Genomic DNA, 16,968 nt, shown 5'->3' with positions numbered 1-16,968 from the left:
CTAAACTGCCACTTTAATGGCCCATTCTGGCTTGGTGGTTTTTACCTTCGCTTTCAATTCATTCAAGATATTATAGAGACCAAAGTACGTACGGTTAATATACAGTCCATCTCTTGCTCCCCTAGCCCTTTCACTCTCTCTGAACTTAGGTGACTGAGAAATCACTTCACCCATCTCGTAGATCTTTCTAAAGTAACTATCATCACCAAAATCGAATTCATCTTGATGAAATGGCTGACCCAAAATTCCCATCATATCTTTGATAACAGCAGAAAAATAGGCTTTATCGTCTGCTTTGTCATCGGGGTAAATAAACTGTAGTTGAGTAAAAAGTTCTTCCAACTCTTTATCTTCATGAAGAATATCCTTTCTGATTAGCTTGAAATATGGATCATAAAACTCATTGGGAATTACCTTAACACAGCCAAAATCGATTACTCCCAAAACGGCATCATCGCTAATAATAAAATTACCAGGGTGTGGGTCGGCATGTACTTGCCTTAAAGTATGGATTTGGAAATCGTAAAAATCCCAAAGCGCCTGCCCTACCTTGTTTCGGTCGGCTTGCGATGGGTTCGACTTTATAAACTCCTTAAGCACTTTGCCATCCATCCAGTCCATGGTGATAACACGCTCGTCTGAAAGCTCGGGATAATACTTCGGGAATCGAATATTTTCTATGTGAGCACAGGCCTCTGAGATTTCTACTGACCGCTGCACTTCTAACAAATAATCGGTTTCTTCAATCAGCTTTGTTTCTACCTCTTCCATATAATGGTCGAGATCCTTTTCATTTAAATTCATTAACCGAACCGCAAACGGACGCACCAATTTAAGGTCGGAACGAACACTAGACGCTACTCCAGGGTATTGAATTTTAACCGCGTATTCCTTTCCGTTTAAAGTAGCTTTGTGCACCTGCCCAATAGAGGCTGCATTTACTGCATTTTTAGTGAAGGTTTCGAAAATTTGAGTGGGCGATTTTTTAAAGTATTGCTGAAAGGTTTTTACCACCAAAGGGTAAGACAATGGAGGGGCACTGTATTGTGCCATAGAGAATTTATCTTGGTAAGCTGTTGGAAGCATGTTTTTATCCATGCTCATCATCTGCGCTACCTTTAGTGCACTACCCTTTAGCTCGCTCAAAGAATTATAAATATCCCGAGCATTGTCTTCGTGCAGTTGATCTTTTGAAAGAGACGGATTCATTACTTTTTTGGCGTAATGTTTCATGTAATTACCTCCCACTTTGGCGCCTGTAGTTACAAACTTAGCCGCCCTCTGCACTTTTCCTGTAGGTATTTTTGATTGTTCTTTCATCTTATATATTACAACCTTCCTAAGTTTTAAAATCCTTGGAAGGTTAGTTTCATTTATCTATTCTGAAAAAGGAATTTTCCAAAGTCAATCATGGCATCCAATGGCCCTCTCCCCATTAGATCAAAAGATAAATTGACAGCTTTTTCAATGGCTTCATCCGTTTTCTCGAATGCTTTGGAGTCGTCTTTCATCCAGAAATTGAATACGAATAAAAACTGAAGCCAAATTCCTTCATCGTACTTATCGCCAATATAAGGTCTGTTTTGCACCTCTTCAGTTTCTTTAGCTTCGGTCAAAACTTCATTCACAAAATCCTTAAAATCTTTTCTGAATTCTTTAAGATGTGCAGGAGTAAACTCTGGCTTGATTGTTTTCTTAACAGTGAGAAGAATGAAACTTCGGTTACTTTTCAGCACTTCTATGAAGGTGAAATAAAAGGCCAAAAGTTTTTCTCGAGCCGAATATTCCGCATAAACCTCTTCGGCTTTAATTGCCGTAATGGTTTCTTGGAGCCAATCGCGCCAAAGCTCCTTTTCTAGGGTATCAAAAGAATTGAAGTTTTCGTAAAAAGCCTCTTCCTTAATCTTCAGTTCTTTCACAAACTTAAAGATAGAAGCAGGTCTGTTTCCGTGTTCAAGAATGTGCTCGATGTAGGCCTTCTTGAGTTTTTCTGAATCGTTTACCTTCGCTTTAGAAGATTTACTTGTAGTCTTCTTTTCCATGATTCGATTAACCTAAGTTGTAAGCAAAAGGTTATTGTAGAAGGGTATTATTTTCAAAAAAACATTCATTCAAATCCTAAACTGTTCTACGCTGAATTTCGCTCAAAAAATCCTCCTTATATGACTCTCCTATTGGAATCCATTGTTCCTTAATTTTCACTTTGCTCTTTTCAATAATATCGATGGCATCTAAAGCAATTACAAAGGATTTGTGTACCCGTGAAAATCGGTTTGAAGGCAAAGTGGGCAAGAGTTTAGAGAAGCTTTGCAGAATCATAATCTTCTCGTTCGAGGTAACTATGCGCAAATAATCTTTCATGCCTTCTATGTATAAAATATCGGACAGGCGTATTTTCTTTGTTTTGTATTCTGTCTTCACAAACACAAAATCATTCGCTTCCTTTTCTAATGGCTCTTGCGATCCTTTGATGCGCTGAACAGACTTAAGAAAACGTTCAAATGAAATTGGTTTGAGTAGGTAATCTTTCGCTTCCAGTTCAAAACCCTCTACCGCATAATGGTTATAGGCCGTAGTAAAAATCACATCACACTTTTTCCCAATCAATTGAGCCACTTGTATGCCCGAGAGGTCAGGCATTTGAATATCTAAAAAAAGTAAATCAACCTCATTGTTATTAATATGTTCAATGGCCTCTACACCTTTATCAAAGCTTCCGACAAAATTTAACCACGGCACTTTGTTTATATACTCTTCCAAAATCTCTATGGCCAATGGCTCGTCATCGACTACCATGCATCTAATTTTATCCATGATTTCTAATGGTTAGTTTTATGTTGAAATGCAATTCGGTTTGCTCTACTTCTAAGTCGAAGTCAGAAGGATAAATAAGCTCTAATCTACGCCTAATATTCCCCAGCCCTATTCCGCCTACACTGTCTTTTTGTTGTTTATCATTCCTCCCAACCACTCCATTCCTCACCTCATACACCAAATCATCTTTGACCTTCAAACTAATTTGAATGGCATCAGGGCCATTAAGTTGGGCACCATGCTTAAAAGCGTTTTCAACAAAAGGAAACAAGATCAGTGGTGCAATATGCTTTTCAGAAACATCACCTTCTACCTTAAAACTCACAATTCCTTGGGCTTTAAACCGAAGTTCTTGAAGATCGATAAAGCTTTGGAGGTATTGAAGTTCTTTCTTCAAGGGCACCAAATCAGTATTCGAATCATAAATCATATAGCGCATCAGTTCCGAAAGCTTCATTATGGCCTCTGGTGCTCCATCTGCCTTTTTATAGGCCAACGTGTGAATATTATTGAGCGTATTGAAAAGGAAATGAGGGTTAATTTGTGACTTAAGGAAAGCCAGTTCACTGGTGAGGTTTTGATTTTCAAGCTCTCTTCTGATTCGTAAATTTTTGAACCAGTCGAATGTGAACTTACCAATACCCGCCATCATTACCACAAATAAACAAGACAACACCCGCACCCCATAAGCTGTCCAAAAGCGTGATTTTGCTAAAGCCGCTATGGGCGTAATATCTGTAGGAAAGAAATGTATTAAAGCCGAATTCATTAAAAACACCAAAAATGGGTATACGGCAAGCATCAATAATATCAGACCAAAAAACCGACCTGCTTTTCGATTCATTAGCAATTTGGGTATGCTAATGCTATAGAGGTAGTAGAATACACTCATATCGACAATAGCCACTGAAATAAAGTACCAAACACTAAATTCAGTACTAAAACGGCTACTCAAAAAAGTCAGTTTGATAAAGGAAAAGTAAAGCCCCCAAGCAATAACATGCAGAACGACTATTACCAAGTCTTCCTGATGCTGCTCAAGCCAAGTCTTAAAATTCTTCATTTCCTAAGAGGACGATTGAAATGAAGAAAGGTCTCAAAGCAATTTCAAGTATAAATAATCAATATACTAACACTATATAGTTTCAAAATTAAAGGTTCGAAAAAATAAAAATCGTTAGATTAATGGGTATATAAACCTATAGAATTTTTAAAACCCAATAGGTTTGATACAAATGAAAGGCCTAGAGAAATTTGAACCCGAAACGTACTATCATATCGTAAACCATGCGATAGGTGACGAAAATCTATTTCGAAACGATGATAACTATCGCTACTTTCTAAGGCGTTACGCTAATTATATGCCCTCCGTTTGTGGTACTTTAGCTTATTGTCTAATGCCCAATCACATCCATTTTTTAATTAAAACTCACAATGAAGAAACCCTTACAAAGCATCCCAAGTATCATAATGATTTTCATAAACTCATTATGCAGCAGCTCAGCAATTTACTGAACTCATATGCCAAAGCTTATAACAAGAAATACAATCGCAGAGGAGCTTTATGGATCGATTATACTAAAAGGTTTCAGATCAATTCGGACCACTACTTAACAAGAGCTATTAATTACATTCATCAGAACCCCATAAAACATGGTTTTACCAGAAATATTGATGATTGGGTTTATAGCTCTTACCAATCAATTTCATCTAACAAACCAACATTGCTATCTAGAAATGAAGTTGTAGGATGGTTTGGCGATATCAAAGAATACATTTCTTTCCACAGTGATCATACGGCTGAACTACTAGAAGAATGGGAGTATTAAAAATAAACTAATAAACCAAACCTATAAGGTTTTGAAAACCTTATAGGTCTAGATCGGGCATTTCATAGACAAAATTTCCTAGTTGGTCGAGTAGTTCAATGTTTAGTTACACAAAACTAGAAAGCCCATCGTCTTTCCCCTAAATACTAAAAAATGCCAAAGTCAATTATTCAAACCAACAATTTAACCTTCAATTTCGGCAGCTTTAAAGCATTAGATCAAGTAAATCTAAATGTACCCGAAGGTAGCATTTATGGTTTCTTGGGGCCAAATGGAGCAGGTAAAACCACTACCATTAGAATTCTACTCGATCTTTTTCATTCCAAACCGGGACAAGTAAAATTATTCAACAAAGAACTTCTTGCCAACAAGGTAGAACTCTTAGGTAAGGTAGGCGCACTGATTGAAAACCCTTCTATCTATAAACACCTTACTGGTCGACAAAACCTTGAAGTGGTCAGGCGCATGATTGGCGCTCCAAAGTCTAGAATTGACGAAGTGCTAAAAATCGTTCGGCTGACGGATAACGCCAATAAAAAAGCGAAGAACTATTCTTTGGGAATGTGCCAAAGGCTCGGGCTTGCTTCTGCCCTACTCAGCGACCCTGATCTGCTCATCTTAGACGAGCCCACAAACGGACTTGACCCGAGTGGTATTATCGAAATGCGCGAATTGATTATTCGCTTGAATAAAGAACACGGTAAAACGATTTTCCTATCGAGCCATATTCTTACTGAAATCGAAAAAATGGCCACCGATGTAGCCATTATAGACCAAGGCAAAATCATGTATGAAGGCAAGCTCGATGGGCTTCATAACAACGACTCTAGTCAGTTTTTAGAAATTAAGCTCGACAACTCTCAAAAGGCAATCGAAATAATCAAAGAGTTGAATTACACCATCTCTGAGCATGACAGTAAAACGATAACGTTGCCGGTTACTGACAAAACTGATATCTCAAGAATCAACAAAGCTTTGGTGCAAAACGATATTGAAGTCTATCAGCTAAAATCTACCGAGGAAACCCTCGAATCCATCTTCTTAAACCTTACCAAAAAATTAGACCAATGAATATAGCAATACAACTCAAAAGAGGGATTTCAGCAGAAATATTTAAGTACAAAAAGACCTTTACCCTCTGGCTGCTCATTTTAGCACCCGCTTTTGTGCCCGTTATTAACTTTATTATTTTCTGGCGAAAAGGCCCCCAAATTATTAATGAAGGAATGAACGCTTGGTCAACTTTACTTGGAAACAGTATTGACCCTGCTAATTTTCTCTTTCCATTTTTTGTAATGATGGTTGCTCTTTTGGTCAACAATATTGAGTACAGTTCGAATACTTGGAAATTGATATATGCGCAACCACTCTCGCGTTTGGCGCTCTACCTATCAAAAATGAAGGTGTTCATTGTCATGATCTTTATCAGCCTAATGCTTTTTGGCACCTTTACAATTCTTGTCGGTTTGTCCATGCGCATTGTACAGCCGGGTTTAGGTTTCGAAGAAAGTTTCAGTTTCAGTTTTGAATATGCGCTAATGGTTAAAATTTTCTTAGCCACTTTAGGCATGGCCTCAATCCAATTCTTTATTAGTCAACAATCAAAAAATCTGATTTTACCGCTGGGTATTGGTATTGCCGGGCTCATCTCCTTTATGATTGTTGTCAGAGGCTGGGAATACGCTCCATACCATCCATATGGCTATTCTATTCTCGCCACTGGTGGGGTAAGGCAAGAAGGCTTTCAAGTTTGGGCAGATATGGCTTCTGTGTATAAGAGCTTAATCGTTGCGGTTGTAATGTTTACCCTCGCAGGAGTGACTCAACTCAGAAAACGAATTATTTAAACAAAGGAAGTCTTCCAAATTCAATACCTATGAAAGTATTCAAAACTTCAGGCATGTTAATGATAGTAATGCTGGCCTTAACAAATAACTTCAGCTTTGCTCAGTCTAAATTCTCGAAAAAAACCCAGCAAAAGATTGAAGCTGTAGAAAGCAATTTAGCCGCAAGTACAATGACCAAAGAGCAACCTACTTGGACATTGCAGGAGCGAATGGAAACCTACAATGTACAAGGACTGAGCATAGCTGTTATTGATGGAGGTGAAATTCAGTGGACCAAAGGTTATGGCTTTACAGATGTGGCCTCGAAAACAAAAGTAGAATCAAATACCTTGTTTCAAGCGGCATCTATAAGCAAATCACTTAATGCTATGGCCATACTCAAGCTAGCACAGGATCAAGAAATCAACCTTGATGCAGACATTAATGATTATTTAAGCACTTGGAAATTCCCCTACGAATCTGGCAACAAACCCATTTCCACAGCCCATCTGCTTAGCCATACAGCAGGTCTTAACGTACATGGCTTTCCGGGTTATACATTTGAAGAACCTAAACCTTCAGTAATTCAAATATTGAATGGAGAAAGTCCTTCGAATACCGAAGCCATTAAATCCCTTTTTGAGCCCGGCATTCGGTACCAATATTCAGGAGGAGGAACATTGATAAGCCAACTAATACTTGAAGATGTCACCCATAAAAAATATAGCGATTTTTTAAAGGAAAAAGTGCTGAGTCCTCTGCAAATGAACAATAGCTTTTTTGGAGCCGGTGACCCCAAAAAAGGATCAATGTTCTCAACGGCTTACGAAAACGATGGAACAGAAGTAGAAGGCAAATTCCATATCTACCCCGAATTAGCCGCAGCAGGTTTGTGGACTACTCCCACTGACCTTGCTAAATTCATTATAGAAATGCAGCTTTCAGCCAAAAACCAATCGAATAAGGTGCTTAACCAAGATTTTACTAAGCTAATGCTTAGCCCTTTCATTGAGTCCAGCGATATCAGCATGGGCACTTTCATCGAAAAGCATGGAGAAGAATTATACTTTACACATTCCGGAGCAAACTGGGGCTTCAACTGCATTTACATCGGTGGAATTGAAAATGGTAAAGGGGTGGTAATTATGGCTAATTCAGACAACCCCCAGATACTTTATGAAATAGTAACAAGTGTGACCACAGTTTATGGTTGGGAAGGTTATGACTTACCCGAAATCAAAGATCTTTATCCTGTTAGTGATGACCAGTTAAACGAGTATGTAGGCGAGTATTCCATCAATGAGCAAATAAAGATCAATATCGCCACTGGTGATAAAGTTTTAATGCTCACGCTTCCGGGAAGACCAGCCTTTGAAATATACCCTGAATCAAAAGATAAGTTTTTTCCCATTGCATTACCTGGTCAAATAGAATTTGTAAGAAATGATAAAAATGAGATTATCAAGCTTATAGTGCACGCCAATGGGAGTTCCACTAGCGCAAATAAAACCAAGTAATAAATTCACTCATATGAAAAAGATACTTTGGATTCCGTATCCCACGGTTATACTACTCATCAGGGTATTCTTGGGCTTAATCTTCTTTGGTGCCGGAATGAGCAAGTTGTATTTCGAACATAAATTCCCAGGCATTATTGGGCCTGTTTGGCTCGAAGACGAATTAGCTCCTTATGGACTTGGACTCTATGCTAGGTTCATCGCTATTTCACAAATCATTGTCGGTTTATTATTACTTACTCAGCGATTTGCTACACTAGGTGCAGTCTTGCTTTTCCCTGTATTGCTCAATATTCTGATGGTGACGATCTCACTAGACTGGAAAGGCACACCTTATGTGAATGGATTATTCTTGCTATTGAATACTTGGCTTTTACTTTACGACTGGCCAAAGCTAAAATTTATATTTTCAGACCATACGGAATCCGTCAAGCACATTCCCCTTAAACGGACTTCTAGAAAAGCTGACAGAGGATGGGTAGTGCTGTGTATTGTTATCTTACTCACAATTCCCATTTCGTATTTAAACCTTACACTAGCTTGGGTAATTTGTGCAGGAGCTATTTTGGGTTTAATAGCGAACCAAATGATTGCCAGAAAACAAAAAAGTAATTTAAAGAAACATTGACGATTTTCAATCGTCTTAAAGGCAACCCTCGAGTAGGGTTATTTTACATCCAAATCGTGCCCTGGCTGATTATCAGTCGGGGTTTTTTTATTTTATTTTTCAGCTTCTAGGTTCTTTCTTATCTTGTGGGTCATTTAATTAAAACAATGAGCGCACAACAAGACATTAAGGTCATAGAAAATCACGAATTCATCAAATATTCGCATGTACACTATTCACTGGAAGAAATGAAAGCCCGTAGTGCGAAATTCTACGACTGGATGGAAACGCGAAGGTCTGTGCGTGATTTTTCTGACAAGCCTGTTCCTAAGGAAGTTATCGAGAATGTAATCATGTCGGCTTCTACAGCGCCCTCAGGTGCGCATAAACAACCATGGACGTTTTGTGTAGTGAGCAATCCTGAAATTAAAAAGCAGATTCGCGAAGCCGCAGAAAAAGAAGAATACGAAAGCTACACCAAACGCATGAGCGAAGAGTGGCTGGATGATTTAAAACCAATGGGCACAAACTGGGAAAAGCCTTTTCTAGAAACAGCGCCTTATTTAATCATTGTTTTCAAACGCCCATTTGAATTTGATGCTGAAGGAAAAAAGCATCAGAACTATTATGTGGCAGAATCGGTAGGCTTGGCAGCTGGCTTTTTAATTACCGCTATTCACGATGCTGGCTTAGTTACTTTAACGCACACCCCCAGCCCAATGAATTTTTTAGCGAAAATTTTAAACCGACCAGAAAACGAAAGAGCATTTTTACTTTTACCAGTGGGGTATGAGGCCGAAGAAGTATACGTACCCAATAACAGAAGAAAGTCGCTAGATGAAGTGGCCGTCTTTTATGAGTAAAAAGCTACTCATATTATTGATATGCTCTATAATCAGCATTCAAGGCCTGCATGCTCAGAGATATTCTAAGAAGAAAATTCTTAAAGACTTAAAAGACTTACCCGGTTTTGAGCAAGCCTTTGTTGGATTTAAATTGGTTGATTCAAAAAATGGAAAAACCATTGCAAGTCAGTTCGAGGATAAATACATGACTCCCGCTTCGAACACCAAGCTTTTCACCTTATATGCTGGCATCCATTTTCTTGGAAATAATATTCCAGCCCTACAGTATATCATTAAAGATGACTCATTGATTTTTTGGGGAACAGGCAATCCGCTCTTCCTTCACCCTGAATATAATGACACCACCGCATTTCATTTTCTAAAGTCAAGAACGGAGAAGCTCTACTATTGGCCGCGCCCAATGGAAGATGATAGGTTTGGCCCGGGGTGGGGTTGGGATGACTACAATGGTTATTATTCAGCCGAAAAATCTGTTTTTCCGATTTATAGAAATAGTGTTACAGCATACCTTAATAAGGAGAAGAAAACAATTGACGTATCACCATCTTATTTCAAACCTAATTTTAAACTTAAGAAAGACTCTCTTATTCGCCTGAGAAGTTACACACAGAGAGAAGAGTTTGAAAACCAATACGAATATGCCTTCCCCAGCAATCACGACTTTGATATCGTGGGCTATTCAGCGATCGATACCTTAACAAGGCCATTTCATTATTCAACCGATTTATTTACCGCATTACTTTCCGATACTCTCAAAAAGGAAATCACTCTAGTTGAAAAGCCAAAAAACTTTAGGTTCGCTCAAACCTTATATACCTCTCTTTCAGACACTCTATATAAGCACATGCTTCAGGAAAGCGACAACCTGTTTGCAGAGCAGATACTATTAATGGCTAGTGGGCTGGAAAGCGATACACTAAGCACCGAGGCTATCATTCAAAAAACGAAAACATCTTTGTTTAGAAATCAACCAGATGAATTGGTTTGGGAAGATGGATCTGGGTTATCGCGTTACAATATGTTCACCCCAAGAACCATTACCAACTTGCTCTCAAAACTTCATAAAGAACTTGGCGAGGAGAGGCTGTTTGAGCTACTTCCAGCAGGAGGTATTTCTGGAACCCTGAAAGATTGGTATGCCGGAGAGACCGAGCCCTATATTTATGCCAAATCTGGCTCGTTGCGGAACAACTATACATTAAGCGGTTACCTTAAAACTAGAAAGGGTAGAATATTAATATTTAGCTTTATTGTTAACCATTACGAACATTCCTCCGATCAGGTTAAAGAAAGCATAGAGGCATTATTGTCTAAAATAAGGGCTTTCTATTAAAAAGGATTTTATAAAACACTAAACTGAGGGGATAGTGCGTAACCGAAGTTTTGCAAAACCTACCCTTAGTCACTTTAAAAACGCAACATAGAGGCAAATATGTGTTTTTCAGCCATATAACAACATATATCACTGCTCATCAAAAACAAAAGCTGTAAATACTCTTTTATCGCCACAAGCGATGTAGTTTAAATTATTATTATTATTTTGGTATCCTTAATCAGAATCCATATCCTAGATACGGCTCTGAGGAACTACTAAAACTACTAGACTTAATGAACTACAGGCGGGAAATCAATTCCAACTTTCTACTTATTTTTTTGTACGAAAAAACAAATCGAGTAACCATTTAATGATGGAAAAACGACTTGTTAATATTACTAAAGTAGGCTTAGTTACTGCGGCTATATTCTTTCATAAGAAACAAACCGAGTCTGACACCTTCTATATCATTTCTAGCAGCAAACTAAGTCACAGAGGCTTTAATAAGGGTTATTCAATTCTTTACAATATTTATTCGAGCTCAATCAAGCCATACGCCTTCTTCAGGAATGCTATTACAAAGATCTTCTCTAACATCAATGAAACTTTTTTTGATTTTACTACAGGTTTCATTAGTGCTAGACCTATTACTAAAGCAAATAATTACATAACTAACTTAACAATTAAAATGCCTATGACAGAACCTATTACTACAACTCCCATGACGCGCTATTGCAGTAGAGCGCCATGGTCTTACAAACTATGTTTAACTAAAACACAACTTTATCTATGAAAAAGAAATGTATAAACGCCCTCTATCGAGGCGCTAAGTACTCTCTATTTGGCATTGTGATACAGACATTCGTAATGTCTTCGATGTTTGCAAATGGAGTTTTAAACGAAGACGTTAATGGTAAAACCATTGAGTCTGTAAATGTACAAGACAGAACTATTACTGGTAAAGTAACTAGTGCTGAGGATGGGCTTCCATTGATAAGCTTATCTGTTTACATCAAAGGTACAACCAGTGGTGTTGTTACTGAAAGTGATGGATCTTATAGCATAACTGTTCCACAGTCTGCTACTACTCTTGTTTTTAGATACTTAGGTTTTATTACCCAAGAAGTTCAAATCAACGGTAGAAATAACATCAATGTAGTTATGCAGCCTGAGGTAGTGGATTTCGGTGAAGTTATTGTAACTGCCTTGAACATTCCTAGAGATGCAAAAACGCTACCTTACACTGCACAACAGGTAAATGCTAAAGATTTGAACATGGCTCAGCAGCAAAACGTAACAAACGCGCTTGCTGGTAAAGTAGCTGGGGTTCAAATCAGAACAGAGTCTGGTGCTAGACTTGGTTCTAACGCTTCTGTTAGAATTAGAGGTAACATCAGTTTAACATCTGATGGTGGTGCTCTTTGGGTTGTTGATGGTACTCCAGGTATTAACCCAAGTAGTATTAACATGGATGACGTTGAGAGTGTTAACATTTTGAAAGGACCAAACGCAACTGCCCTTTACGGACAAAGAGCTGCGGATGGTGTTGTAATGATTACAACAAAACGTGCTGCTAAAGGCGACATGGCTGTTGATTTCACTACAGGTATCACTTTCGAAGAAGTAGGACGTCAGCCTAAATACCAAAACGTATATGGTGGTGGTGGTTCTGCTAACTGGATCACTTATAACTGGAATCCTAATCACCCTGCTGAATGGCAAGTATTTGATGGTAAAAAATACCACGATTATACTGATGATGCGAGCTGGGGTCCTAAAATGGATGGTTCTGAGTACATTCCTTGGTATGCTTGGTACCCTGGTTCTAAGTATTCTTTCAAGACTGCTACTTTTGATCCACAACCAAACAACATTAGAGACTACTGGGAAACTGGTAAAACTTTAAGAAACAACATCAGTTTCTCAAAAGGTGGCGAAGGTTACTCTGTTAGAGTTTCTTACACTAATGAGCAACAAACTGGTTTGATTCCTAACTCTGAGTTAAAGAAAAACTATATCTCAGCTAAATTAGATTTCGATGTTTCTGAGCGTTTCTCTATCAGAACAAACGTAAACTACCAAGATCAAGAAGTTCAAGGTGATTTCAACGATGGTTACTCAAACAATGCAACTGGTAACTTCAACTCATGGTTCCATAGAAACTTGGATATGGACATTTTGAGAGAGCTATCTCAGTTCAAAACTCCTACTGGCAATATTGCTTCTTGGAACCACAGTAACGTATCGGCTACCACAAACTTCTCTACTGCAAACTTCAATAGAGGTAACTACTGGTATAACCCATACACTTATTTTGAGTTATTGGATAATAGATCAAATACTAACAGAGTATTCGGAGATATCTCTTTAACTTATAAGTTAAACGACAAATTTTCAATCACTGGTACTGCTAGAAGATATGAAGTATTTGGACGTGGAGAAACTAGACTTCCTGCTTTATTGGCTAATTCAGCCTCTCAGGCTGGTTATTTCAACTCATATTCAACAAACCAGTCTCGTTATACTGAAGATAACTTCGAATTCTTAGCTACTTACTCTGAAACTTTCGGTGACCTTTCTGTTGACTTCAACCTTGGAGGAAACCTTAGAAACAACTTAAGTACTAGTATCAATGGTGCTACTTCTGGAGGTATGGTGGTACCAGATCTTTGGTCATTAGCTAACACTGTAAACCCTAGAGTAACAGGTCATGGCTATTCTTTGCAAAAAACTAGAAGTGCGTTTGCAAGAACTACTTTAGGTTATAAAGAATATTTATTCTTAGAAGCTACGCTTAGAAATGACTTGAGCTCTAGCTTACCAAAAGGTAAAAATGGTTATATCTACCCTTCAGTAGGTGGATCTTTTGTATTCTCTGAATTCACAGAAGACTTACTTCCTGCTTTAAGTTATGGTAAAATCAGAGCTGGTTATGCAGAGTCTGGTAGTGACCTTGGAGCTTATACAACAGAAGCATACTACGGAATCGGTGCTAACCAATTCAGTGGCAACCTATTAATGTCAGTTCCAAGCCGTCTTGTTGATCCAAACCTTTCTCCAGTAACTAACTCTTCTGTTGAATTTGGTACAGATCTTAAATTCTTTGAAAGAAGAGCTGGTATTAGCTTTACTTACTATAATGAGAAACACAGAGATGATATCCTTTCTGCGCAAATTGCTACTGGTTCAGGTTATAGCTCTATTCTTCAGAATGCTGGTTCAACAAAAAGATCTGGTATTGAGTTAGTGCTTTCTGGTACTCCAGTTCGTTCTGGTGACTTCCAGTGGGACTTAACTGTTAACTGGGCTAAGAACAAGTCTGAAATCGTAAGCATTGCTGATAACTTAGAAAGTTTAATCTATAGCTCTGGCTCATTCGGATTTGCAAGAACTGTACACCAAGAAGGAAAAGAGTGGGGTCAATTAAGAGGAACTGCCATTGCAAGAAATGCAGAAGGTCTTCCTATTCTAGATGCTAACGGTCTTTTCACTCCTGAGCAAAACGTATACTTCGGTTCTGTATTACCAGATTTCAACGGTGGTATTATCTCTACTTTAACTTGGAAAGACTTGACATTGAACATGTCATTTGACTACCAAAAAGGTGGTAAGTTCTTCTCTCTATCAGAGCACTGGGGTAACTACTCAGGTCTTTTAGATGAGACTGCAGCCATCAACGAAAATGGTAAAAACGTAAGAGATGCTGTTGCTGATGGCGGTGGTATCCGTATGGTAGGTGTTGACGCTAATGGTAACCCAGTAGATAGATATGTTTCTGCTTTCAGCTATTTCCACCAGTTCTATGGTAAAAATAGAATGGCCGAAACTATGATTTATGACGCTACTTACCTTAAAATGCGTGAGCTTTCTGTGAACTACAGAGTTCCAGTAACTAAAGTATTTGGTAACTCTCCATTCAACAGTATCAACGTGTCGTTCATTGCTAGAAACCCATGGTTAATTGCAACTGCGAAAGGTCAAGACAACTGGGATCCTTCTGATCAGTCTGCCTCTTACGGTGAAAACGGACAGCTTCCTAGTACTAGAAGCTACGGTTTGAGCGTTAAATTTGGATTTTAAAACTTATTAAAATGAGAAAAATGAAACCAATTATAAAAACGAAAAGCATATTAGCATCACTTTTGGTGTCTGTGCTATTCTTAGCGAGCTCATGTGAAGAGTATGATTTTGGAGATACTAACGTAAACCCAGCGCAAACTGGTACACCGTTACCAAATGCATTGCTTACAAGTGCTCTGTGGTCAGTTTCTGGGTACGAAACCCAAACTGCACCATCTCTTTATGTTCAGTATTTATCTGAAACACAATACCCTGAAACCTCATTATATGCAGTAGGACCTGTAAGTTGGGGCGAATACACTGGTGTATTGCAGAACTTAAATACGATCATTAACTATAACACTGATGCAGATACTAAGACAAAAGCTGCAGATTATGGTTCAAACGCGAACCAAATCGCTGTTGCTAGAATCTTAAAAGCTCATGTGTTCTCTAAAGTGACCGACAAGTGGGGTGATGTTCCTTACTCTGAAGCTTTGAATGGAAACACTTTCCCTTCATACGACACTCAAGAAAGTATCTATAAAGATATTTTAAAAGAGTTGACTGAGGCTGAAAACGGTTTTGACAATGGTGCAATGCCTTCTGGTGACATCTTGTTGAATGGCGACAAAGCTAAATGGAAGAAATTAGCAAATTCATTAAGAATGATCTATTCTCTTCGTTTATCTAAGCGCTACCCTGGAGCTGGTGATTATGCTGCTACGCAATTTAACGCTGCTTTGAATGATTCAGACGGATACATTGCTTCAAATGCAGATAACATCCTATACCCTCACTTGGACAACAACAACTTTGCAAACAGATGGTATTCTCTATTCTTAACTAGAGCCGATTATACCATTAGTGACGTGATGATTGATGAGCTTATTGCTAAAAACGACCCAAGATTAGAGGTGTATGCAAACAAAAACACCAATGGTGCTTATGTAGGCCTTCCATATGGTTATACTAGAGATCAATTGATCGCTTGGACTGCAAACAATCAGTATTCTTTGATGGGTGATGCTATCACAGGTCAAACTTCTGATAGTTACTTCATCACATCTTCTTACATCGCACTTACTCGTGCTGAAGCTGCTGAATTAGGTTGGACAACTGAAGTTGCTGCCACTCTATACGCTAAAGGTATCGAAGATTCTTGGAGACAAAGAGGTGTATATGATGCAGTTGATTTTGCAGCATATTTAGCTGATCCTCAAAATGCTTATGCAGGTAATGTTGCTGAAAAAATCGGAGATCAAAAGTGGATTTCTTTATTCCCTGATGGGTTCGAAATGTGGGCTGATTGGAGAAGAACAGGATACCCTGTGTTAACTCCAACTCCAAATTTCTTGAATGACAATGGTAATATCCCTTTGAGATATAACTACCCTTCAAATGAGTCTGATTTGAACAGTGAGAACTATGACGCTGCTGTAGCTAGATTAGCAAACGGTGACAACGATGACTCTCCAGTTTGGTGGGATAATTAATTCACCATGAATTAAAATAAAATATACTATGCAATTATAGTTAGTTAGTAGTTAGTATATTTTGCTTAAAAGGCCGATTCCAACTTTGGAATCGGCTTTTTTCATTCAGCATCTCTACAATTGATTCTCCTTAATTATAAAATCAAGTAAACCCTGTGCAGAGCGATCAATAATATCAAACACTTCTTGAAAGCCACGCTGACCTCCGTAGTATGGATCTGGAACATCTTTATTTAAACCTGCTTCATCAAAACTCCGCATTAGCTTAATTTGTCTATCATTACCTTTAGGTCTAAGCATCTCAATATTCCTAAGGTTACTCGAATCCATGGCAACTATATAATCGAAATCATTATAGTCTTGAACGGTGAACTGCCTACCTTGATGATTGAGCCGAACTCCATTGGCTAATGCATTTTTAACGGTTCGCCTGTCGGGCTGCTCTCCAATATGGTAATTAGAAGTACCACAAGAATCAATAAAAAAACGATCGGCTAGTTCCTTCTCTTCTACCTTCTTCTTAAACACACCTTCTGCCAAAGGAGACCTACATATATTTCCCAAGCAAACAAATAGCACCTTCACCTTAGACATTCCCATTTCTTTCTATTTTTGTTTAGTGATCTAAAAAACAAACCT

Annotated in this window: 14 protein-coding genes; 9 read left to right on the top strand and 5 right to left on the bottom strand. The window is 38.3% G+C overall.

The window, feature by feature from the left end:
* The 4 genes from OB69_RS07310 to OB69_RS07295 all read right to left on the bottom strand — a co-directional run bounded on the left by OB69_RS07310 (nt 1) and on the right by OB69_RS07295 (nt 3,877).
* Nucleotides 1-1,320 (bottom strand): ABC1 kinase family protein, encoded by a 1,320-nt coding sequence (locus tag OB69_RS07310; RefSeq protein WP_053223056.1) that lies wholly within the window; start codon nt 1,318-1,320, stop codon nt 1-3.
* 53 nt (nt 1,321-1,373) lie between these two features.
* Entirely contained in the window at nt 1,374-2,042 is a 669-nt protein-coding gene (locus OB69_RS07305) for a TetR/AcrR family transcriptional regulator (RefSeq protein ID WP_053223055.1), read from the bottom strand.
* A 76-nt stretch (nt 2,043-2,118) separates the two neighbouring features.
* On the bottom strand, nt 2,119-2,814 hold the full coding sequence (locus OB69_RS07300) for a LytR/AlgR family response regulator transcription factor (protein ID WP_053223054.1): 696 nt from the start codon (nt 2,812-2,814) through the stop codon (nt 2,119-2,121).
* On the bottom strand, nt 2,807-3,877 hold the full coding sequence (locus OB69_RS07295; protein WP_053223053.1) for a sensor histidine kinase: 1,071 nt from the start codon (nt 3,875-3,877) through the stop codon (nt 2,807-2,809). The genes OB69_RS07300 and OB69_RS07295 overlap by 8 nt, the downstream gene beginning before the upstream one ends.
* Nucleotides 3,878-4,049: 172 nt before the next feature.
* Between OB69_RS07295 and OB69_RS07290 the strand changes: the two genes are divergently transcribed.
* From OB69_RS07290 to OB69_RS07245, 9 genes are all read left to right on the top strand, one after another.
* The gene (locus OB69_RS07290) at nt 4,050-4,643 is read left to right on the top strand and encodes a transposase (protein WP_071426739.1); all 594 of its coding nucleotides are present in this window, start codon (nt 4,050-4,052) and stop codon (nt 4,641-4,643) included.
* A 153-nt stretch (nt 4,644-4,796) separates the two neighbouring features.
* Nucleotides 4,797-5,714 carry an ABC transporter ATP-binding protein gene (locus tag OB69_RS07285; RefSeq protein WP_053223051.1) on the top strand — a complete coding sequence of 306 codons (918 nt, stop codon included), beginning with the start codon at nt 4,797-4,799 and terminating at the stop codon, nt 5,712-5,714.
* A complete protein-coding gene (locus tag OB69_RS07280; protein WP_053223050.1) occupies nt 5,711-6,490 on the top strand; it encodes an ABC transporter permease in 780 nt (259 codons plus the stop codon). The genes OB69_RS07285 and OB69_RS07280 overlap by 4 nt, the downstream gene beginning before the upstream one ends.
* A 29-nt stretch (nt 6,491-6,519) precedes the next feature.
* On the top strand, nt 6,520-7,986 hold the full coding sequence (locus OB69_RS07275) for a serine hydrolase domain-containing protein (RefSeq protein WP_053223049.1): 1,467 nt from the start codon (nt 6,520-6,522) through the stop codon (nt 7,984-7,986).
* A 13-nt stretch (nt 7,987-7,999) separates the two neighbouring features.
* Nucleotides 8,000-8,614, top strand: a complete 615-nt coding sequence (locus OB69_RS07270) for a DoxX family protein (protein ID WP_185096878.1) — start codon at nt 8,000-8,002, stop codon at nt 8,612-8,614.
* Between the two features lie 146 nt (nt 8,615-8,760).
* Nucleotides 8,761-9,456, top strand: coding sequence for a nitroreductase family protein (locus OB69_RS07265; protein WP_053223047.1), 696 nt, complete (start codon nt 8,761-8,763; stop codon nt 9,454-9,456).
* Nucleotides 9,449-10,792 (top strand): D-alanyl-D-alanine carboxypeptidase/D-alanyl-D-alanine-endopeptidase, encoded by a 1,344-nt coding sequence (locus OB69_RS07260; protein ID WP_071426738.1) that lies wholly within the window; start codon nt 9,449-9,451, stop codon nt 10,790-10,792. The genes OB69_RS07265 and OB69_RS07260 overlap by 8 nt, the downstream gene beginning before the upstream one ends.
* Before the next feature lie 771 nt (nt 10,793-11,563).
* Nucleotides 11,564-14,854 (top strand): SusC/RagA family TonB-linked outer membrane protein, encoded by a 3,291-nt coding sequence (locus OB69_RS07250; protein ID WP_082338114.1) that lies wholly within the window; start codon nt 11,564-11,566, stop codon nt 14,852-14,854.
* Between the two features lie 20 nt (nt 14,855-14,874).
* Nucleotides 14,875-16,329, top strand: a complete 1,455-nt coding sequence (locus OB69_RS07245; RefSeq protein ID WP_185096877.1) for a SusD/RagB family nutrient-binding outer membrane lipoprotein — start codon at nt 14,875-14,877, stop codon at nt 16,327-16,329.
* 114 nt (nt 16,330-16,443) lie between these two features.
* Here the strand turns inward: OB69_RS07245 and OB69_RS07240 are convergent, their stop codons facing one another.
* On the bottom strand, nt 16,444-16,923 hold the full coding sequence (locus OB69_RS07240; protein ID WP_053223301.1) for a low molecular weight protein-tyrosine-phosphatase: 480 nt from the start codon (nt 16,921-16,923) through the stop codon (nt 16,444-16,446).
* Between the last annotated feature and the right edge of the window lie 45 nt (nt 16,924-16,968).

The sequence above is a fragment of the Roseivirga seohaensis subsp. aquiponti genome (genome assembly GCF_001267955.1).
Classification (GTDB): domain Bacteria; phylum Bacteroidota; class Bacteroidia; order Cytophagales; family Cyclobacteriaceae; genus Roseivirga; species Roseivirga seohaensis.
The sequence above is the reverse complement of the archived record's forward strand: the minus strand, read 5'-3'. Positions and strand labels throughout refer to the sequence as shown.